13 protein-coding genes and 4 pseudogenes are annotated in these 21,676 nt (G+C 38.6%); 16 read left to right on the top strand and 1 reads right to left on the bottom strand.

Going from position 1 to position 21,676, the window contains the following annotated elements:
* Positions 1-23 precede the first annotated feature (23 nt).
* The 5 genes and pseudogenes from IPK31_21755 to rhaM all read left to right on the top strand — a co-directional run bounded on the left by IPK31_21755 (position 24) and on the right by rhaM (position 5,302).
* On the top strand, positions 24-1,298 hold the full coding sequence (locus tag IPK31_21755) for a glycoside hydrolase family 28 protein (protein ID MBK8090307.1): 1,275 nt from the start codon (positions 24-26) through the stop codon (positions 1,296-1,298).
* Between the two features lie 242 nt (positions 1,299-1,540).
* Positions 1,541-3,343, top strand: coding sequence for a rhamnogalacturonan lyase (locus IPK31_21750; protein ID MBK8090306.1), 1,803 nt, complete (start codon positions 1,541-1,543; stop codon positions 3,341-3,343).
* A gap of 59 nt (positions 3,344-3,402) precedes the next feature.
* Positions 3,403-4,164, top strand: coding sequence for a rhamnogalacturonan acetylesterase (locus IPK31_21745; protein ID MBK8090305.1), 762 nt, complete (start codon positions 3,403-3,405; stop codon positions 4,162-4,164).
* An 85-nt stretch (positions 4,165-4,249) separates the two neighbouring features.
* Positions 4,250-4,950, top strand: a pseudogene (locus IPK31_21740) (rhamnogalacturonan acetylesterase).
* A gap of 37 nt (positions 4,951-4,987) precedes the next feature.
* Positions 4,988-5,302 carry an L-rhamnose mutarotase gene (gene rhaM, locus IPK31_21735; GenBank protein ID MBK8090304.1) on the top strand — a complete coding sequence of 105 codons (315 nt, stop codon included), beginning with the start codon at positions 4,988-4,990 and terminating at the stop codon, positions 5,300-5,302.
* 37 nt (positions 5,303-5,339) lie between these two features.
* Here rhaM and IPK31_21730 read toward each other — a convergent pair whose 3' ends face one another.
* Positions 5,340-6,221 carry a helix-turn-helix domain-containing protein gene (locus IPK31_21730; GenBank protein MBK8090303.1) on the bottom strand — a complete coding sequence of 294 codons (882 nt, stop codon included), beginning with the start codon at positions 6,219-6,221 and terminating at the stop codon, positions 5,340-5,342.
* Positions 6,222-6,438: 217 nt separating this feature from the next.
* On the opposite strand from IPK31_21730, the gene IPK31_21725 reads away from it, so the two are divergent.
* The 11 genes and pseudogenes from IPK31_21725 (at position 6,439) to IPK31_21675 (ending at position 21,647) form a co-directional block, all read left to right on the top strand.
* Entirely contained in the window at positions 6,439-8,808 is a 2,370-nt protein-coding gene (locus IPK31_21725) for a SusC/RagA family TonB-linked outer membrane protein (protein MBK8090302.1), read from the top strand.
* Positions 8,809-8,840: 32 nt separating this feature from the next.
* Positions 8,841-9,647, top strand: coding sequence for a hypothetical protein (locus IPK31_21720; protein ID MBK8090301.1), 807 nt, complete (start codon positions 8,841-8,843; stop codon positions 9,645-9,647).
* Positions 9,648-9,673: 26 nt separating this feature from the next.
* Positions 9,674-11,370 (top strand): annotated as a pseudogene (locus tag IPK31_21715) (RagB/SusD family nutrient uptake outer membrane protein).
* Positions 11,371-11,387: 17 nt separating this feature from the next.
* Positions 11,388-12,536: a hypothetical protein gene (locus IPK31_21710; protein MBK8090300.1), complete on the top strand. Its 1,149-nt coding sequence runs from the start codon at positions 11,388-11,390 to the stop codon at positions 12,534-12,536.
* Between the two features lie 594 nt (positions 12,537-13,130).
* Positions 13,131-13,958: a cellulase family glycosylhydrolase gene (locus tag IPK31_21705; protein MBK8090299.1), complete on the top strand. Its 828-nt coding sequence runs from the start codon at positions 13,131-13,133 to the stop codon at positions 13,956-13,958.
* 163 nt (positions 13,959-14,121) lie between these two features.
* Positions 14,122-14,346 carry a hypothetical protein gene (locus tag IPK31_21700; protein ID MBK8090298.1) on the top strand — a complete coding sequence of 75 codons (225 nt, stop codon included), beginning with the start codon at positions 14,122-14,124 and terminating at the stop codon, positions 14,344-14,346.
* Positions 14,343-15,502, top strand: a pseudogene (locus IPK31_21695) (beta-mannosidase). The gene IPK31_21700 and the pseudogene IPK31_21695 overlap by 4 nt, the downstream one beginning before the upstream one ends.
* Positions 15,503-15,593: 91 nt before the next feature.
* Positions 15,594-17,423, top strand: coding sequence for a Na+:solute symporter (locus IPK31_21690; GenBank protein ID MBK8090297.1), 1,830 nt, complete (start codon positions 15,594-15,596; stop codon positions 17,421-17,423).
* Positions 17,424-17,441: 18 nt separating this feature from the next.
* Positions 17,442-18,671, top strand: coding sequence for a glycosidase (locus tag IPK31_21685; GenBank protein ID MBK8090296.1), 1,230 nt, complete (start codon positions 17,442-17,444; stop codon positions 18,669-18,671).
* Complete coding sequence (locus tag IPK31_21680) at positions 18,671-19,891, top strand: AGE family epimerase/isomerase (protein MBK8090295.1); 1,221 nt, start codon at positions 18,671-18,673, stop codon at positions 19,889-19,891. Before IPK31_21685 ends, IPK31_21680 begins: the two co-directional genes overlap by 1 nt.
* 15 nt (positions 19,892-19,906) lie before the next feature.
* A pseudogene (locus IPK31_21675) lies at positions 19,907-21,647 on the top strand (alpha-L-arabinofuranosidase).
* The last annotated feature ends 29 nt before the right edge of the window (positions 21,648-21,676 follow it).

Below are 21,676 nucleotides of genomic sequence, written 5' to 3'. Positions count from 1 at the left end.
GATGGCGAATGTAATCAGACAATATTTTTTCACTTTACTCGCATGTACTTTTTTTGATACAGGCATCTGCACAGGTTGCCATTGCACCTGCATGGGTGAAGAAAGTGGGTGCAAGATCATTCCCATCGGCCAAAACAATTTATACCGTTAATAATTACGGAGCAGTAAGTGATACAGTAACGGTGAATACAAAAGCAATTCAGAAAGCAATTGATGAATGTGCTGCAAAGGGCGGAGGTATTGTTGTGTTTAAACCCGGCACCTATGTAACAGGCGCTTTGTTTTTAAAGAACAATGTTCATCTGCGTATCGACAAAGGTGTATTAATTCTTGGATCAACAGATTTTGGTGACTACCCTGATATTGATACCCGTGTTGCAGGCCTTGAAATGATTTGGCCAGCTGCACTGATCAATGCAATTAATGTAAAGAATGTAGCCATTACCGGTGCAGGAATTATCAATGCAAGAGGAAAATTCTGCTGGGACAAATACTGGACAACAAGAAAAGAGTATGATGCAAAAGGACTCCGCTGGATTGTTGATTATGATGTAAAACGTGTACGCACATTGCTGGTACAAAGTTCATCAGATGTTACAGTAAAAGGGTTAACATTTAAGAACGCAGGTTTCTGGACTGTGCAGTTACTCTATTCAAACAACTTAACTGTTGATGGAGTGGTGATTAAAAATAACGAAGATGGAAGCGGTCCAAGTACAGATGGTATTGATGTGGATTCATCAAGCTGGGTGTTGATTGAAAACTGTGATATTGATTGCAACGATGATAATTTTTGTTTGAAAGCTGGAAGAGACTGGGATGGGTTAAGAGTCAACCGTCCCACAGAATATGTGGTGATCAGAAAATCTATTGCACGCAGGGGAGCAGGGCTTGTAACCCTTGGCAGTGAAACATCAGGGGGTATCCGTCATATTTATTGTACTGATCTTGTGGCAAAGCATACCGATAACGGCTTGCGGATAAAGTCAGCAACCACAAGAGGGGGAACAGTGGAAGATGTATATTTTGTAAACTCTGTTTTAGATTCAGTACGTAATGCGTACCAGTTTAATCTCAACTGGTATCCTGCTTACAGTTATTCTGAATTGCCCAAAGGGTACACAATGGAAACAATTCCTCCGCATTGGAAATCCATGCTGCAAAAAGTAACTCCTGCTGAAAGAGGAACTCCTTATGCAAAGAATTTTTACATCCAGAATGTAAAGATCACCAACGCACAGAAAGGGTTTGAAGTAAACGGATTAGTGAATTCCAAATTGAAAATTTCCAGTTTCTGAATTCTTACCTGTCAGCAGCCACATTGGGAACAATGGAGTTTGCAAAAGGCTGGAAGTTTACCAATACAGTCATTGAAATAACAAAGCCTGAAGAAAAAAAGAAAACGGCTGCAGGTATTGAAGAGCAGGAGCGTCTAAAACAGTAGAAATTAATAATTAGTAATTAAAAATTTAAAATGAAAAAACAGTTGCTGCTTTTTGCTTGCTTATTTGCCTTGTTTCAGGTGAAGGCACAATACCAGATGGAATATCTTACCCGTGGTGTGTATGCAGTTAACAGCGGTAACGGAAAAGTATTTGTAAGCTGGCGTTTACTTGGCACAGAAAATAATGATCTGTCGTTTAACCTGTATCGTACTGTGAATGGAAAAACAGCAAAGCTTAACAAAGCTCCATTGCAAACAGCAACAGGGTTTACGGATGAATCAGTTGATACAAATGCTGTAAACATTTATACAGTAAAAGCAATCATCAATAAGAAAGAAGAACAGCAGGGCTCATCCTTTACCTTACAGGCAGCGGCAAAACCATACTTATCTATTCCACTGCAAACACCGGCCGGTTATTCTGCCAATGATGCAAGTGTGGGAGATATGGATGGAGATGGTGTATATGAAATTGTTGTTCACATGACGGGAAGAGCAAGAGATAATTCACAGGCAGGCATCACTGATGTCGCCATTTTTCAATGTTATAAACTGGATGGAACTTTTTTGTGGCAGATCAATCTTGGAAAAAATATCCGTGAAGGTGCACATTACACACAGTTCATGGTGTATGATTTAGATGGTGATGGAAAAGCTGAGATCGCAATGAAAACGGCTGATGGAACAATTGATGGAAAAGGTACAGTGATTGGCGACAGTACAGAAGATTATCGCAACCAGCGTGGTTATATATTAAGTGGCCCTGAATTTCTTACAGTGTTCAACGGACAAACAGGTGCTGCCATATCAACTGTCAGTTACGATCCTCCACGATATCCAGCTTCTCTCAATCCAACAGAATACGAACTAAAAACCATGTGGGGTGATGGTTATGGCAACCGCATGGATCGTTTTCTTGCCTGCATCGCCTATCTCGATGGCAAACATCCTTCTTTAGTAATGTGCCGTGGTTATTATACAAGAACTGTTTTGGCTGCATGGGATTTAAAAGATAAAAAGTTAGTGAAACGCTGGGTGTTTGATTCAAATGAATCCGGTAATAAACCTTATGCAGGACAGGGTAATCATAATTTAACAGTAACAGATGTAGATGATGATGGAAAAGATGAAATTGTATACGGTCAAATGACAGTTGATGATAACGGTAAAGGATTATACACAACTGGTATCGGTCATGCAGATGCATTGCATGTAAGTGATCTTGATCCGCAACATCCCGGACTTGAAGTGTTCAGTATCCAGGAACGTTTCGGTGATGCAGGTGCAAATTTTCGTGATGCAAAAACAGGCGAAGTAATCTGGAAAAAAGCTTCAGTAAAAGCAGGCGATGATGGTGAAGGTCCGGGCCGTGCTTTGGCGTTGGATATTGATCCCCGCTATCCCGGCTTTGAATGCTGGGTTGCTGGTGCAGGAATTACAGGTATGTTTGATAACAAAGGAAATAAGATTGCTGAAAAAACTCCTCCCTGTAATATGGGCATCTACTGGGATGGTGATGCTTTAAGTGAAGTGTTGAATGGAGTGAACATCAGTAAATGGGATTATATCAACAGTGCATCAGTAAAATTATTTGATGGAAGAGATTTTGGCTGTGTTAGTAATAACGGAACAAAATCAAATCCCTGTTTGAGTGCCGATTTGTTTGGCGACTGGAGAGAAGAACTTGTATGCCGCACAACCGACAGTAAGGAGTTGCGGATATTTTCAACATCTATTCCAACAGAAATTAAATTGTATACACTTATGCATAATCCGCAATACCGTTTAAGTATTGCCTGGCAGAATGTAGCTTACAATCAACCACCACATGTGAGTTATTATATTGGTGAAGGAATGAAGATGCCTGCAAAGCCAAATATTGTTATTAACAGGAAATAGAAATTATGAAAGGGTATATTTTTTTTCAGTTTGTACAGAAGCACAGATTCAGTGTAAGAATGTTGATGTTGGGAGCTGTGCTTACTTCATTTCTTATAATTAAAAACGAAAAGCCAACAATATACATTATCGGCGATTCAACAGTCAGAAATACTAACCGTCCGCAATGCGGATGGGGTGAAATGATTGGCGAGTACTTTGATTCAACGCAAATAAACATCAGCAACCAGGCAATGGCGGGAAGAAGCACAAGAACATTTATTAAAGAAAAAAGGTGGGAGAAAGTTTTATCAACATTAAAGAATGGTGATTATGTCATTATACAGTTTGGTCATAACGAAGGCAGCCGGCCTGATACTTCAAGAGCGGGTTACCGTGGTGTATTAAGAGGCACAGGTGATGAAACAGTTGAATTGACATGGAAAGACAGTACTGTTGAAACCGTACACACATATGGCTGGTATTTGAAAAAGTTTATTAAAGATGCTAAAGCAAAAGGTGCAAGACCCATCATCTGTTCAATGATCCCCCGCAACCAGTTTGTTGAAGGCAAAGTAAAAAGGGCAGATAGAGATTATGGCAAATGGGCAAAAGAAGTAGCTGAAAGCGAAGGGGTTTATTTTATTGATCTGAACAGTATCACTGCAGACAAATACGATGCGTTAGGGCCGGATGAAGTGAAAAAGTTTTTCCCCGGCGATCATACACATACCAATGTGGAAGGTGCAAAAGTAAATGCAGCATCTGTTGTACAGGGTATTCGTAATTTGAGCGACAGGTCCATTGCAATTAGTTATCTTAAAAATAAGTGTAGAACATAAATTTATAAATATGAAATTTCAAAAGCTGTTATTCATTTCCGTTGTTCTTGAATCTTATCATTTACAATGATGCAATCCAAAACCGGTGTTTTATATTATTGGTGATTCAACTGTAAAGAATGGTGATGGTACCGGTAAGAAAACGGCAGATGGGGATGGGGTAGTTTTATTGATGATTATTTTGATACAGCGAAGATCAGTATCAGTAATCATGCTATTGGCGGAAGAAGCAGCCGTACTTTTATTACTGAAGGAAGATGGGATAAGATTATGGCTGCGTTACAAAAAGGTGATTACGTAATTATGCAGTTTGGTCATAATGATGCAAGCCCTTTAGATGATACGGCAAGAGCAAGAGGAACCATTCGTGGTATTGGTAACGACAGTTCAGAAATTTATAATCCCATCCGTAAAATGAAGGAAACGGTTTACAGTTACGGCTGGTATATGCGTAAGTATGTGCGTGAAACAAAATCGAAAGGCGCCATCCCGATTATTTGTTCACTGGTGCCACGCAACAACTGGAAAGATGGTAAAGTAACACGCTCTGCAGACAGTTATGCTTTATGGGCTGAACAGGTTGCAAAAGAAGAAGGTGCTTATTTTATTAACCTGAATGAATTGGTTGCAGCAAAGTATGAAGAAATGGGAGCAGAAGCAGTAAAGCCATTCTTTCCATCTGATCATACACATACCAATATGGATGGGGCTAAAGTAAATGCTGACATAGTGGCAAAGGCATTGAAAGAAATCAAGCCCGGTTCATTGGTAAACTATATGAAGTAAAGGAGTAAAACGATTTTCATTTATTAAAATAATCTGTATGCAACGTGTAGCATTTAAAATGAAACTGTTTAAAGGCAAAGAGGAAGAGTATAAAAAAAGACATGATGCCTTATGGCCCGACCTGCAGGAGTTACTGAAACAAACCACCATCAGCGAGTACAGCATTTTCCTCGACGAAGAAACAAGTTTTCTCTTTGGTGTAATGAAAATAGAGGATGCTGTAAAGCTCGATAGTTTACCATCGCATCCGGTGATGAAAAGGTGGTGGGCCTATATGAAAGACCTGATGGAAAGCAATGCGGATAATTCACCGGTAAGCATTCCGCTGAAAGAAGTTTTTTATTTGCCTTAATAAACGGGCATGTATAAAAGAGTGGGAAGGTTCCCTGTTAAATAAATATTCTGCTTCCATAAAAACTGTAATTCTCCCTGAATTCTTTTGGTGTGCAATCTTTCTTTTTCTTGAAGAGACGGTTGAAGTTGGATATATTATTAAAGCCGCAGTTATAAGCTACTTCTGAAACGGACTGAGTTGTATCAATCAATAGTCTTGATGCATGCCCCAATCTTATTTCAAGCAGGCTGTCAATAAATGTAATGCCTGTTCTGGTTTTAAAGAAACGGCTGAATGAAACCTCTGTCATATTCACCAGCTTCGCAATTTCATTAAGCGTAATATTTTTTTGAAAGTTCTGATTCATGTATTCAAATGCTTTTTCTATACGACGGCTGTTGTAGGATACTTCTGCATTATTGAAAGTGGCAACGGACAGCGTATGCATATTTCTTGAAACGGAAAGATCATGCAGGATGGAAAGTAATTCCAGCACAGAATCGAAACCCTGTTTCTTACTTAATGCAATCAATCTCGGTGTAATCTGTTCAATGGTTTGTTTGGAAAAGGAAATCCCTTTTGCAGAAAGCTCCAGCATGTTGCGGATAAAACTCATCTGGTTGCGGCGTAGAAATTTTTCATCGAAGAGGTCTTTGTGAAACTGAATGGTGATCTCTTTTATTTCTTTGCTTTTACATTTATGTGATTCCCAAACATGTGGCAGGTTCGATCCAACCAAAACAAGTTCCAGCTCATCAATTTCACCAATATGATCACCAACCACACGTTTGGCACCTTTTGCATTTCGTATAAAATTCAGTTCTAATTCTTCGTGACTGTGAAATGGAAAATCAAATTCTGATTTAGTTCTTGTAAATATGGTAAAGCAATCACTACTGGTAAGAGGGGTGATTTCTCTGAGTATAACCGGTTGCATGAGAAATTCTGTTTGTTGTAAAATTATCAATTGCCTGATAAAATAGTATTATTTTATTTATTTTTTGTGTTACACCATATTACGCAATATATTCAGTAATACCAATACTTTCAGATAATGATCTTCGTCAGTATACCAATAAAGTACTACTATTTGATATAATAGTATTAGTTCTGTTTACTTCAAAAAACTAATTTTGGATAAATATTCTTGCTATATGAGAAAATCAAGCTCCTCCCATGCGATCTTTATGATCATTATTTTATTATTGTCTTCTCTAACCATTTTTGCGCAAAAAAGAACTCTTACCGGAGTTGTTTCTGATCAAAAAGGCACTCCTCTTGCCAGCGCAACTGTAACTATTAAAGGAGAAAAAATTGCAACAATTACTGATGCAAATGGAACATTCAGGATTGATGTTTCATCACCTACTGCTATTTTGGTAATTTCTTATGTTGGCTCAAAACCAATTGAGGTATCTACTACAGGGAAAACAACGGTTCTTGTTACTTTAAATGTAACTGACACCAATCTTAGTGAAGTTGTGGTAATTGGCTATGGAACTCAAAAAAGGGGGGATGTGAATGGTGCGGTTTCATCCGTCACATCCAAAGAACTGGCTAATATTCCTCAACCAACTGTTGATCAAATGCTTCAAGGCAGAGCTGCCGGTGTAACTGTTACTGCAAACTCAGGTCAACCAGGAGCAGCCATTTCGGTACGTATCAGAGGTATTACTTCTTTTAGTGGAAGTGAACCTTTGTATGTAATTGACGGGGTGGCCATTGATGGTAATGCTCCTTCACAGGCATCATCGAATGACGGAGTTTTTGGCGGTTTGTCTCCTGTTACACAAGAGCAAAAGCCCAGCGTACTCGCCAGCATAAACCCAAATGATATTGCATCAATAGATGTATTAAAAGATGCTTCTGCCACTGCTATTTATGGCAGCCGCGGTGCTAATGGTGTAGTAATCATTACTACCAAGAAAGGGAAAGTTGGTGATGCAAAAATTAATTATGATGTTTATTACGGGATTCAGGAGCAGGGAAAGTTTTTGAAAATGATGGATCTCCCGCAATATGCCCGGTTTGAAAATAATCTTGCCGATTTATTTGGCACAACCCGCCGGATAGAATTTGCTGATCCGGGCAAATTGGGTACAGGTACTAATTGGCAGGATGCAATATTTCGAAGAGCCAACCAAACCAGTCATACCCTTTCCATCTCAGGGGCAAATGCTAAAACTGATTATTATATTTCCGGTGGCTATTTTAAACAGGATGGTACTATTATAGGTTCTGACTTTAACCGTTATTCAATACACACATCAATTAACTCACAGGTAAAAGAATGGTTTAAAGCGGGTGTAAGCATTACTGCCAATCAAAACAAAGCCAATACCCTATTGGGAAACAATTATGGTATTATTTATAGTGCTCTTTTGCAAGCTCCTGATGTTGCTGTTTATAATGCCGATGGAAGTTTTGCAGGACCTGCTATTGATGCAGGCGGCCAGGCAATGGGAGGGTTAAATCCACTTCAACGGGCATTAAGCGTTACAAATTATTTGATAAGAAGCAATATACAAGGCCGGATTTATGGCGATATCAAGCTCTTTAAAGATTTTACGTTGCACTCCGAAATTGATGGAGATTTTAATTGGGGACAGGCTAAAATATATAATCCGACCTATGCTTATGGAGCTCCTGGTTTCCCGCCTGCCTTTTCAAATACATTAGCTGTTTTGGAGGAAAATAATAATCATAGTACTTATTGGAACTGGCTGGAGCATTTGAATTATAATCATACTTTCGGGAGTAAACATGTAGTATCCGCATTGTTAGGTCGTGAAGTATGGCAATCTAATTATGGCGGAATTATTGCCAGTACCAAAGGATTTACAGCAGGTAATACTATTCAAACTTTAAATTTAGGAACGCAATCTTCCAATACGTTGAATGAACCCAAAGGCAGTACTTCAATGGAATCGTATTTAATACGTGCTATTTATACTTTTAATAATAAATACAGCATCACTGCAAGTGCCCGTAGTGACCGTTCCTCTAATTTTGCCGAAGGGCATCAGGTTGGTTATTTCCCCGGTGTCGCTGTTTCATGGCGAATATCAGATGAACCGTTTATGGATAAAATAAACAAAACGGTGAGTAATCTTAAAGTCAGGTTAGGCTACGGCGCCACTGGTAATTCTAATATTCCACAATATAGTTATGGCTCGGCAATTAATCCTGTAGTTACGGGATTAGGCACGGGTTTTAGAGTTGCTAATTTCAGCAACCCGGATCTTACCTGGGAAACAGCCATACAGCAAAATGCAGGTGTGGATTTTAGTTTACTTCATAATCGTATTGACGCTTCTTTCGATATTTATAAGAAAACTTCAAAGGATTTTCTTTTTCAGCAACCTTTGCCTTCTTTCCTCGGTGGTGGTACAGCTGAATACTCCAATGTAGCGGTTGTGCAATCACCTTGGGTAAATGCGGGTGAAATTGAAAACAAAGGATTTGAATTTAATATTACAAGCCGGAATTTTGTTAAAAAGATTTTACATGGTCAACAACTGTAGTATTCTCTCACTATAGGAATAAAGTAATTTCATTGAACGGATTCCCTGAATTAAACGGTATTATATCTACTGGTTTTGGCCCTCAAATTTATGCTACAAGAACTCAACCCGGTGGATCTGTAGGAGAATTTTACGGGTATAAAGTTGCGGGTATTATTAAAACGCAGGCTCAGTTAGCTTATTTAGTGGCAAATCCTCAAAATGTTCTTGGTTCTCCTCAACAGGTGAGCAGTGACAGGTCTTTATCCAATACTATTTATTATGGAGATATTATGTATGAAGGTAATGATGGCAAAGGTGGACCTAACGAACAATACTCCTTAGGTAGTCCAAACCCCAATTTTACTTACAGTATAAGTAACAATTTTACTTATAAAGACTTTGATTTATCCATATTCTTAACCGGTTCGCAGGGTGGAAAAATATTAAATGCTCTTAATTTTCAGGCTATGGGTATGTATGGCTTATACATGAATCAAAACGCTGATGCTGCTAACTATTGGACACCATCTAATCCCAACTCCAATATTCCTGCACCAAGAGCAAGTTTTGGGAATAACAACTTAGTTATGTCAGACAGATTTCTTGAAGATGCTTCTTATTTAAGAATACAAAACGTTCGTTTGGGGTATACTGTACCCGCAAAATGGGCAAAGAAAGCAAAATTGAATCAATTAAAAATTTATGTCAGCGGTCAAAATTTGCATGTATTTACCAAGTATACTGGGTTAGATCCTGAAGTAGGTTCATTAAATCAAAACCCAATATTGCAAAATATAGATTATGGAAGATATCCAACACCAAGGGTGATTACATTTGGTTTAAATGCTGAATTTTAATTGCTTCATCCATTAAAAAAATAAAAATGATAACTAAAATAAAATATGTAGCAGGGTTGGGAATTTTGGCTGTTATAGCAGCTACAGGTTGTAAAAAAGATTTCTTTAACCGCCCACCTGAGAATGCTTCTACAGTAGGTACCTATTATCAAACTACTGATCAGGTTCAATCTAGTACGAACATTTTATATGCAGCGCCATGGTTTGGTCTTAATGGAAAGGCGCTTTTAGCCATGGGTGATTTGCAAAGTGGTAATGCAATATGTTGGGCAGGAACTGACGGTTCATTTGATGCTTTTGGCGCTTTTGGCGCAGGAAATGCCACTCAAACTGTTTCCAGTGCATGGAACTCCCTTTATACTGTAATAGCACAATCAAATGCGTTAATCAACAATTTGCCTGGTGCGGCTTCGGCTGTACCTGCAAGCGTAGTTAATAACGCATTAGGAGAAGCTCATTTAATGAGAGCAGCAGCTTATTTTTATCTGGTGCGTATTTTTGGTAATGTACCTATCATTACCGACCCTGCTCCTTTTGTTGGTACCTTCTCTTCAGTACCTACTAATCCGGTTAACGATGTTTATAAATTTATTGCATTGGATTTGCAGTTTGCGAAAGCTAATTGTAAACCGGGAGTAGCAAGTACAGGGCATGCATCCAGTGCCTCCGCTTCTGGTTTATTGGCAAAAGTTTATTTGTATCAACAGAAATATGATAGTGCAAGAATTGAGGCAGAAATTGTAATTAACAGCGGCGAATTTGGTTTGGTAGGTTTGGATGCTCCGGGCAGTTATGTTCAGATGTTTGAATTAGCCGGCAACAATTGTAAAGAATCAATGATTGCTTTGCAATGGACTTCTAATGGTGGTTATGGATTTGGAAACCAACATCAATCTGTGATTTGTCCTAATTCGGATATTACCGGTACCGGCGATGGATGGGGCGAATTAGGGCCAAGCCTTGATTTGCAAAATGCTTTTGCAAATGCAGGTGATGTTGTTCGCCGCCATGGTACTATCATGACAGATCATGATTTTTACCCCGAACTGCATAAAAAAGACGGGGGATACTATATTGCACGAATTGATACCACAGTTGGGGGCAAACTCTATAAAGCAGTTAATGCTCAGGGAACTGGAGCCGGAATGAAAAAGTATGTGGTAGGAACACCCGATGATAACAACGGATTAACTGCATTTCAGGCAACTTCAAATAATACTTATCTTCTTCGATACGCTGATATGTATTTAATTGCTGCAGAAGCTATTTTGGGTAAAATTGCAGGCGTTCAACCCGGACGGGAATTGATACCAATGCTGTTTGTACCGATGCAACTGCTTTGGGCTATTTAAATAAAGTTCGTCAAAGAGCAGGTTTACCGGCTTTAACCAGCTTTACTTACAAACAATTACTTAATGAAAGAAGGTTAGAATTTGCCATTGAAGGAGATTATTGGTACGATTTACAGCGTATAGATGGTTATCAGCCTAACGTTAATACAGGTAATAGTCCTGTTTCTGGTCATCACCCTGTTGCAATAAAAATCATTAACGGTCAAGATAGACGCACTGTAAATATAAATAGCACCACAGGTGAAATAACCGGCTATGGTTCCGGTCGCAGTTTTACTTTAAATGATTCAAAATTCCTGTTGCCTTATCCGGCTACAGAAGCTTCTGCTGACCCTGCTTTATTAGGAGCCCCTGTACCATATAAATTTTAAATTATCAAATAAATTATATGAATAATATACTAAATTCTAAAAAAAATTACTGGATAGCCATATTAATTGGGTTGGTATTTATGGGATCCTGCAAAAAATATAACAGCCTTGGCTTTGATCCGGGAACTGGCACGCCCACTATTGCCTCTGTTCATACGTGGAGCAAAACAGATACTACAACAACGTATGACACAATAATATCTTATGATGCAGGAGGTAATGTTGTCAAAACACTTAAACAAAAGCAAAACCGGATAAATGCTTTTGATTCCACTACTACTGCTGGCAATCTTGGTAATTATTATTTAATCAGCGGGACTAACCTGGGAAGTGTAACAAGCATAACATTTAACGGGTATTCAGCATATTTTAACCGTGCTCTATTAACTGATAATTCAATAGTTGTTCAAGTGCCATCAAAAACACCATATTATGGGCCTAGTGCAAAAGATAGCCTTGTGGTTACCACTCTTTATGGTAAAGCAACTTATAAGTTTACTATTATAGCACCACCGCCAACAGTATCTTCTTATTCCAATTACGATTTTTATGCAGGTTCACAAATTACATTAAGTGGTGTAGGATTTGCATCAGTAACAGGAGTAAATCTTTTAGGATCATCTCCGGGAACTGCCACTACAAGTATTATTAGTAAAAACGATTCTGTATTAGTGCTTCAATTCCCTACAACAACCATTACAAGAGGAATTTTACAGTTTAACTATACTTCAGCGGGTACAGCTACAACACTAAATGCAGCACAGGAATTAGTTAATCTTGATAATGCTTACCAGATTTTCACAGATGGGTATCAAAATAGCTGGGAAAATGGTTCGTGGTCAGGGCTGGCAGGTATATCAACAACTATTTTTAAAACAGGTTCAGCTTCTTTTATGGGAGTTTTTCCGAAGAGCGGTTGGAAAATTGAAGGTTTTCAAAATTGGTATCCAAGTTTGCCATATGATGCATCTTATAAGTATTTAGTTTTTGGGTATATGGTGGAGCTGCATCTCAAACGGTTAATATTCAAACCAACACTTCATCACTTGGATATGGGCAAAATGGGTCTAATCCAATTACAGTACCACCGGGTGTCTGGACTTATTTTAAAATTCCCATCAGTTCAATTAGTTTTTGGAGTACAGGCGGTACACTGCAGCAATTAGGGTTTTTCATTAAAGGACCGGATTCAGGCGATGAAAAATTATATTTTGATGATGTAGTTTTGGTTAAATAGAAATTTGAAATCGTTAATTATTTCGATGAAATCTTACGGATAAATCAGATAAGATCCTGCGTGCTTCTTTCTATTTCTGCAAAAAACCTGTTTAACGCCACCCGGATTGCTGAAGAGTTAAACAGGTTTTTTTTAGCTATTATGTTAATATGTTCCTTTAAAAGCTATTTTCTCTTCACTTGTGGCTTACAGGCATTTGTATTGTGAAACCCTTTACTGTTCCAACAATCAAATGAATGACCCGGTGATAAAATATAGGCAGCAAAAGAAACGCTCAATGCAACAGGCTCCTGAAATAGAAACACTCAGTAATTTTTACAGTACTATGCTTACTTGGGGTTTCCAGAAACCCATTCATGAACTGGTTCATTTCAGCATCGATTCTGAACCGGTTTTTTAAAACGTACCCGGATTTTCAAAGATGACCTAAATCCATGTAAAAGTTATATGAAATGAAGATTGTTGTTACTATGCTCTTTTATTGGCGTTCTTACTGCATGATACTTTACATGCCCAATCCTTTGTGCAACGCAGACAACAACAGTTTTTTATTGACAATAAGCCCTATTATTATATCGGGGTCAATTACTGGTATGGAGGTTTAGTGGCAAATGATGCAAAAGGAAAAGAACGCATAAGAAAAGAACTTGATTTTTTGAAAAGCAAAGGGGTTAACAATCTCCGTGTAATGGCCGGTGCTGAAGGCAAAGGACAGATTAATGGTGTTCCGAGAGTTGAGCCTGCTTTGCAAACAAAGGCCGGTGTATTCAGTACTGATCAGTTAAAAGGGCTTGATTTTTTACTTACTGAAATAGAAAAACGAAAAATGAAAGCCGTTATCTTTTTCAGTAACAACTGGGAATGGAGCGGGGGCTTTTTACAATACCTTAACTGGAATGGATTGATTGCTGATTCTGTACTGCAGCGTAAACTAAGCTGGGGTGAAATGAGGGATTATGTGAGTCAGTTTTATAATTGTTCAAACTGTATGCTGCAATATGAACAACAGGTAAAATTGATTGTACAAAGAATCAACACAATCACTAAGAAAAAATATACTGACGATCCTTCCATCATGGCATGGGAAATTGCCAATGAACCAAGACCCATGCGCCCGGCAGCAATTGATGCGTATAAAAATTTTATCAGTCATACAGCTGCATACATCAGGTCAATGGATCAGCATCATTTAATTACCATTGGCAGCGAAGGTGAAATGGGCAGTGAGAATATGGATGTGTTTGAAGCGATCCATGCAGATAAAAATATTGATTATGCAACCATCCATATTTGGCCCAAAAACTGGGGATGGTTTACAGACACTGCTATTGGAAAAGTTTTGATGAAGTAGTGAAAAAACAACAGACTATATTACAAAAACATGCAGCTGTTGCTAAACAGATCAGCAAACCTTTAGTGGTTGAGGAATTTGGTTTGCCCAGGAATGGTCATTCTTTTTATTATCTGCATCTACTTCTTTCAGAGACAGGTATTATACTTCTATATTTAATCAGTTGCTGAAAGATGCACAACAGAGTGGTGTAATTGCAGGAGCAAATTTCTGGACATTCAGCGGAAGTGGCCGTCCTTCTTACAAACAGCTACTCTGGAAAAAAGGGGATGATGTACTGGGCGATCCTCCGGTTGAAGAACAGGGATTAAATTCTGTGTTCGATGCAGATATCAGTACCTGGAAAGTAGTCAGTTCTTTTACAAAAAAATTAAGTGCACTCAAATGAAATACAACAGCCAGCATATCATTGTTTTTATTTCCGTTTTCTTTCTGTTTGCCTGCAAGGCAAAAGCACAGCAGGAATTACCAACAGATAAAAAGGCAACAAAGGAAACCGTAAGTCTGTATAATAATTTAAAGAAATTATCATCTAAAGGGGTCATGTTTGGCCACCAGGATGATTTGGCTTATGGTGTTAACTGGAAATATGATGCTTCGACAGGCTCAGCAGGAAGAAGTGATATAAAAGATGTTGCAGGTGATTACCCGGCAGTATATGGATGGGAACTGGGCGGATTGGAACTTGACCAAACTAAAAACCTGGATGCTGTGCCTTTTGATCAGATGCAGCAGTTCATCAAAGATGGTTATGCAAGAGGAGGAGTAATAACTATCAGCTGGCATATGTACAGCCCGTTTGGAAAGGGGATCAGTGCATGGGATACAACAAATGGTACAGTTGCATCAATTATACCGGGAGGTGCTAATCATGAATTATATAAACAATGGCTCGATAAGGTTGCTTCTTTTTTTGGAGCATTGAAAGGCAGCAAAGGAGAAATGATACCTGTTTTATTCCGTCCTTTTCATGAACACACCGGTAGTTGGTTTTGGTGGGGCAGAAACAATTGCAGCGTTTCAGATTATAAATCTCTCTGGCGTTTCACGTTTGATTACCTGCATACACAAAAAAAACTGCACAATATTTTATGGGTATATAATACAGGCGGCGACTTTAAAACAAAGGAAGAATTTTTAGAAAGATACCCGGGCGATGATGTGGTGGATATGGTAAGTTTTGATACTTATCAAAGTGGAGACCCAAAGAAAAATGAAGGGTTTATAAAGAATACAAATTCACGGTTAAACATGGTTGGACAAATTGCTGCAGAGAAAAATAAACTGTTTGCATTGGCAGAAACTGGATTTGAATCTGTTCCCAATGAAAAATGGTGGACTGAAACCTTGCTCAAAGCAATAGGTGATAATAAAATTTCCTATGTATTGGTATGGCGCAATCATGGTTACCAGGAGAGTACTAAACGGATGCATTATTATGCACCATTAAAGGGCAGCTTTCAGCAAATGACTTTGTTGAGTTTTATCAATTGAACAGCACCTTGTTTGAAAAAGATGTAAAAAATGAAAAACTATACAGGTAATGTTTTTTAGTTCATAATCATAATCAGGCGGCGGGCTGATTCTTCAGCCTGCACATTTTTAACAACCGGGAAATTAAATTGAACAGACAGGATGAAATTAGAATTAATTGATATAAGCATTGTTATTCTGTACCTCGCTTCTATGCTGATTATTGGATGGGTATTACGGAAAAAAGCCAGACAAAATAAAGAGAGTTATATGATGGGCGGGAAAAAACTCCCCTGGTATATGCTCGGCTTAAGTGATGCTTCTGATATGTTTGATATCAGCGGCACCATGTGGATGGTATCCCTGTGTTTTGTATATGGAATAAAAAGTATGTGGCTGCCTTTTTTGTGGCCGGTGTTTAACCAGGTATTTAATATGATGTTCCTGGCTAAATGGTTGAGAAGATCAAACGCAAATACAGGAGCTGAGTGGTTGCAAACAAGATTTGGATTGAAAGGAAAAGGAGTAACAGGATCGCACAATATTGTTGTGGCATTTGCACTGATTGGCTGTCTTGGTTTTTTGGCTTATGGATTTATCGGGTTGGGAAAGTTCATTGAAATATTTGTTCCGTGGAATTTGGTACAGCCTTATATTCCTTTTGATATAGCACCACAATACGTAGCTCATTTTTATGGAATTGTATTTACACTGTTTGCTATGTTCTATTCCATTTTGGGAGGCATGCACAGTATTGTTATTGGCGATTTGATCAAATATGCAATCATGACTGTGGGATGTATTGCCATAGCAGTTATAGCCATGATGCATCTGCATGGAAATACATTGAATGTTCCTGCCGGATGGGACAATCCATTCTTTGGCTGGAACCTGGATATGAACTGGGCCGGTATTGTTGAAGATGCCAACAAAAAAATTGCAGAGGATGGATACAGTTTATTCGGCATCTTTTTTATGATGATGATTTTTAAAGGAGTGTTTGCTTCACTGGCCGGTCCTGCACCGAACTATGATATGCAAAAAGTATTGTCAACAAAATCGCCGAAGGAAGCATCGAAAATGACAGGCTTTGTTTCCGTTGTATTGTTGCCCATCAGGTATTTTATGGTAATTGGACTTACTGTACTTGGCTTACTGTATTATAATCAGCTGAATTTAAGTAATGGTGCAGGGGGAACGGATTTTGAACGTGTGCTTCCTGCAGCTATCAATAACTTTTTACCGGTTGGTATTTTGGGCCTTGTGTTAACAGGTTTGCTGGGAGCATTTATGGGCACTTTCTCCGGCACACTGAATGCTGCACAGGCATATATCGTAAATGATATCTACCTGAAGTATGTCAATCCTCATGCATCTACCAGGAAGATTATGGGAATGAATTATTTCACAGGAATTATTGTGGTGGCAGTTGGTGTAACACTCGGTTTTTTTGCAAAGGATGTTAACAGTATCCTGCAATGGATTGTATCAGGTTTGTATGGAGGTTATATAGCTGCCAATGTGTTGAAATGGTATTGGTGGAGGTTTAATGCAAATGGTTTTTATTATGGTATGTTAACCGGTATTGCAGGAGCATTAGTCTTTTCAAGATTTTTTAATGGGGTTGAATTTCTGTATTACTTCCCGCTATTGTTTGCTTTGTCAATTGCAGGCTGTTTAATTGGAACATATACCGCACCTGCTACTGAAGTGGAAATACTGAAAAAGTTTTACAGTACGGTGCGTCCATGGGGTTTCTGGAAACCAATTCATGAACTGGTGATAAAGGATAATCCTTCGTTTGAACCAAATAAACGGTTTAAGCTGGATATGTTTAATGTGGTGATTGGTATTGTCGCTCAATGCTGTTTAACCATTTTGCCAATGTATATCGTACTCTGGTTAAAATTACCCCTGTTAATTACAGTGGTGATATTGATTGTTATTGGATTTATATTAAAGAAAACATGGTGGAATAAACTGGAAGATTGAACAATTAAATTATAATGTATGCGAAGTAATTTCTTTAGTCGCTTAGCAAAGCTGGAGAAAAGTCATGAGACCCTGTTGCAGCAAACGAACTCAAAAGAAGGATCAGGAAACGGAATCATTGAGAGATATATAAACCCTGTATTAACAGCATCTCATACTCCTTTATTCTGGCGGTATGATCTTAATTTCGACAGCAATCCATTCCTGATGGAACGCTTTGTAATCAATGCAGTTTTAAATGCAGGTGCTATTAAATGGAATGATAAATATATTGTAGTGGCAAGGGTTGAAGCTGCTGACCGTAAATCATTCTTTGCTGTTGCTGAAAGCCCTAACGGAATTGATAATTTTAAATTCTGGGATTACCCGGTGGTAATGCCTGAAACCAGTGTGCCCGATACCAATGTGTATGATATGCGTTTGGTACAGCACGAAGATGGATGGATCTATGGATTGTTTTGTACAGAACGGAGAGATCCGAAAGCTTCAGAAGGAGATCAAACTTCAGCCATTGCTCAATGTGGTATTGCAAGAACAAAAGACCTGGTTAGCTGGGAAAGACTCAATGATCTTATTACACCATCGCCACAACAGCGAAATGTAGTGTTGCATCCTGAATTTGTAAATGGGAAATATGCTTTTTATACAAGACCACAGGATAGTTTTATTGAAGCAGGAAAAGGCGGAGGCATTGGCTTTGGATTAAGTGATTCAATTGAAAATGCAAAGATTGATAAGGAAACAGTTATTGATAAAAAAATATACCATACTGTTTATGAAATGAAGAATGGTCAGGGGCCTGCACCGCTCAAAACAAAATTAGGATGGCTGCACCTTGCTCATGGCGTAAGAAATACAGCAGCGGGATTAAGATATGTGCTGTATATGTTTATGACTGATTTGAACGATCTTACGAAAATAATTTACAAGCCTGCCGGTTATTTTATAGCACCTGAAGCTGATGAGCGCATTGGAGATGTATCGAATGTAGTGTTCAGTAATGGCTGGATTGCAGATGATGACGGAACTGTATTTATTTATTACGCTTCCTCTGATACACGTTTGCATGTGGCAACTTCCACGGTGAAGCAATTGCTCGATTATGTTGTTAATACAGCAGCTGATGGATACAGATCGGCCGAAACAGTTAAAACATTAACTGCATTGATCGATAAAAATCTATCGGAAGAGTTGGTGAAAGTTGAGCATAGTAAATCAGAAAAATCAGCAAGAACATCTCTCAAGTAATGACAACCCTGAAGGCAGATATCAGTTCAGACATCTTAGCAAAGTATAAATCTGAAATGAAAGAAGAACTGAATACAATTCTCTCTTACTGGATGAATTTTACCATCGACAAAGAGCAGGGTGGTTTTTATGGCAGCATCAACAATGAAAATATTCCCGACAGAACTGCTCCGAAAGGAATTGTTCTTAACAGCCGCATACTCTGGGCATTCTCTGCTGCTTATGAATTCACAAGGGACCAATCGCACCTAAACACAGCCACAACTGCGTTTAATTATATTATTAATCATTTTTTTGATCATGAGTATGGAGGCGTTTTCTGGTCTGTTGATTCAACAGGACAGATGAAAGATGGCAGGAAACAGATTTACGGACTTGCATTCTGCATTTATGGAATGGCAGCATATTACAAAGCATCCGGTAATGGAATGGCATTGCATTTTGCAAAGGATTTGTATAACAGTATTGAGCAATACAGTTTTGATGAAAAGAAAGGCGGATATATTGAAGCTTTTGACCGGATGTGGAAAGACGCAGATGACTTACGTTTAAGTGATAAAGATGACAATGAACGAAAAACAATGAATACGCATCTGCATATAGTGGAAGCTTATGCAGAACTTTATAAAGTATGGCCTGATGATGGACTGAGAAAAAAAATCATTCACCTGCTTGAATTATTTCAGCAGCATTTCATCAACAAAGAAAATCACCATCTCCATCTGTTTTTTACTGATGAATGGGTATCAAAATCAACTCTGCACTCTTATGGGCATGATATTGAAGCATCATGGCTGTTGCAGCAATGTGCAGAAGTTATAGAACATCAATCTCTGATCGGAATATTTAAACAGTTTGCCATTTCAATAGCTGATGCGGCAGCTGAAGGTTTGGATACTGATGGAGGGTTGTGGTATGAATATGAGCCGGAGAAAGATGCACTGATTCATGAAAAGCATTCATGGCCGCAGGCCGAAGCAATGATTGGTTTTTATAATGCCTGGCAGTTAACCAGGGAAGAAAAATATCTTCGATACTCTCTGCAAAGCTGGGATTTTGTAAAGAAACATATTCTTAATAAAGAAAACGGTGAGTGGTATTGGGGAGTAAATAAAGATTACTCACTGATGCAGAAAGAAAAAGCAGGCTTCTGGAAATGCCCTTATCATAACAGCAGGGCCTGTATAGAAATGTATAAACGTATTTCAATTGTACCCTGATTAAATTGTAATTGTATGAAAAAGAATTTGGCTCAAACAGTTCTCTTATTGCTGTTGATATTACTGACAATAAGTTGTAAAAAAAATAAAGGTGCTACGCCTGCTCCACCAACTCCGCCTGTTATTACAGATACAGTAATTGTACCCGGCGTGGATCCTCCGGTTGCCAATACAATTGGTTTTTTCCTGGATGACTGGCAGCCAAGAACATTTACAGCACCTTCATTTGATGAAGGAAGCATGCCTGCCACTGCAACAAATACAGTTACTGTTGATGCCACATCTATCATTACAAAATTCCTTTATCTGAATTTGGACACAATGCTGTTTGGTGGATGGGTCCTGTAGCAGGTGATCCAAAGTTTATTGATCCGGTTACAAATCTGCATCCGCATATTATCCGTTTTCCGGCGGCAGTTCCAGTGATGCTTATTTCTGGAATGCATTGGAAGGTGTAAATCCGCCCGGTGCGCCAACCATGTTTACAAAAGATGATGGTACTAAAGTAGCGGCAACTTACAACTTCGGTAAAACAAATTATAACTGGCAGTGTAACCTGGATAACTATTATACCATGTTGCAGCAAACAAATAATAAAGGAATCATTACAATTAATTACGGGTATGCACGCTATGGCACAGGTACAAATCCTGTTGCTGATGCGGCTCACATGGCAGCCGATTGGGTACGTTATGATAATGGACGTACACAGTACTGGGAAATTGGTAATGAAAATTATGGCAATTGGGAATGGGGTTACCGTATCGATCTTACTGCAAACAAAGATGGTCAGCCTGAATTTTTAACAGGTGCTTTGTATGCCCAGCATTTTAAAGTGTTTGTTGACTCTATGCAAAAAGCAGCAACTGAAATTGGTAAGAAAATTTATATTGGTGCTGTTACGGTTGAAGCACCTGCAACAGAATCCTGGCAAACCAATACCATGAAAACCTGGAATGCGGGTATGATGCCCGGAGTAGGTAACAAAGCCGATTTTTATGTGGTGCATAATTATTTTACCCCGTTTGATCAAAATTCAAGTGCAGGAGTAGTGCTGTCATCTGCATTATCAGTTCCCGGTACAATGATGAACTTTGTTACACAGGCTTTGCAAACAAATGGAGCAACAGTAAAACCCATTGCCTTGGACGAATGGAATATGTGGGCAAAAGATTCAAAACAACAGGTATCAAATACAAGTGGCTTATTTGCTTTGTTGGTAATGGGAGAAGCCTTGAAAAATAAATATGGAATGTCTGCACGCTGGGATTTATTAAACGGATGGAGCAATGGGAATGATCATGGCCTTTTCAGCAGTGGCGATGAACCGGGTATTGCCAAGTGGAGTCCACGCCCAAGCTTTTATTATATGTATTACTTTCAAAAAATGCTGGGCGACAGGCTGGTGAATAATACGGTAACAGGTGGCGTAAGTATTAAGGCCTATTCATCTACATATACATCCGGCCAGGTAAATGTAACACTGATCAATACTTCACCCACATCACAAACAGTGGTTGTGAAAATGAAAAACTTCTATTATGGAAACAGGTTTTACTGGTACAGTTTGGAAGGCAGTAATGATAATGGCGAATTTTCCCGTAAGGTATTGGTGAATGGCGTGGGGCCAACCCTGGATGCAGGTGGTCCGGTAAATTATCATACACTGAAAGCAAGATCATCTGTAACAGCAAACGGAATAAGGGTTACAGTCCCTGCATTAGGAGCAGTAATTATGACAGTTGATAAAAAATAAATCCAGCACATGAAATATCCATAAAAATC

The organism is Chitinophagaceae bacterium, assembly GCA_016713085.1.
Taxonomy (GTDB): domain Bacteria; phylum Bacteroidota; class Bacteroidia; order Chitinophagales; family Chitinophagaceae; genus Lacibacter.
Note: the sequence above shows the minus strand (reverse complement) of the source record. Positions and strands in the feature narration are given on the sequence as shown.

Excerpts from the sequence above, each read along its gene's own strand:
- IPK31_21690 (MBK8090297.1), top strand. The coding sequence starts at position 15,594 with ATGAAATTAGAATTAATTGATATAAGCATTGTTATTCTGTACCTCGCT.
- IPK31_21710 (MBK8090300.1), top strand. The coding sequence starts at position 11,388 with ATGAATAATATACTAAATTCTAAAAAAAATTACTGGATAGCCATATTA.
- IPK31_21745 (MBK8090305.1), top strand. The coding sequence starts at position 3,403 with ATGTTGATGTTGGGAGCTGTGCTTACTTCATTTCTTATAATTAAAAAC.
- IPK31_21685 (MBK8090296.1), top strand. The coding sequence starts at position 17,442 with ATGCGAAGTAATTTCTTTAGTCGCTTAGCAAAGCTGGAGAAAAGTCAT.
- IPK31_21730 (MBK8090303.1), bottom strand. The coding sequence starts at position 6,221 with ATGCAACCGGTTATACTCAGAGAAATCACCCCTCTTACCAGTAGTGAT.
- IPK31_21680 (MBK8090295.1), top strand. The coding sequence starts at position 18,671 with ATGACAACCCTGAAGGCAGATATCAGTTCAGACATCTTAGCAAAGTAT.
- IPK31_21725 (MBK8090302.1), top strand. The coding sequence starts at position 6,439 with ATGAGAAAATCAAGCTCCTCCCATGCGATCTTTATGATCATTATTTTA.
- IPK31_21750 (MBK8090306.1), top strand. The coding sequence starts at position 1,541 with ATGGAATATCTTACCCGTGGTGTGTATGCAGTTAACAGCGGTAACGGA.
- rhaM (MBK8090304.1), top strand. The coding sequence starts at position 4,988 with ATGCAACGTGTAGCATTTAAAATGAAACTGTTTAAAGGCAAAGAGGAA.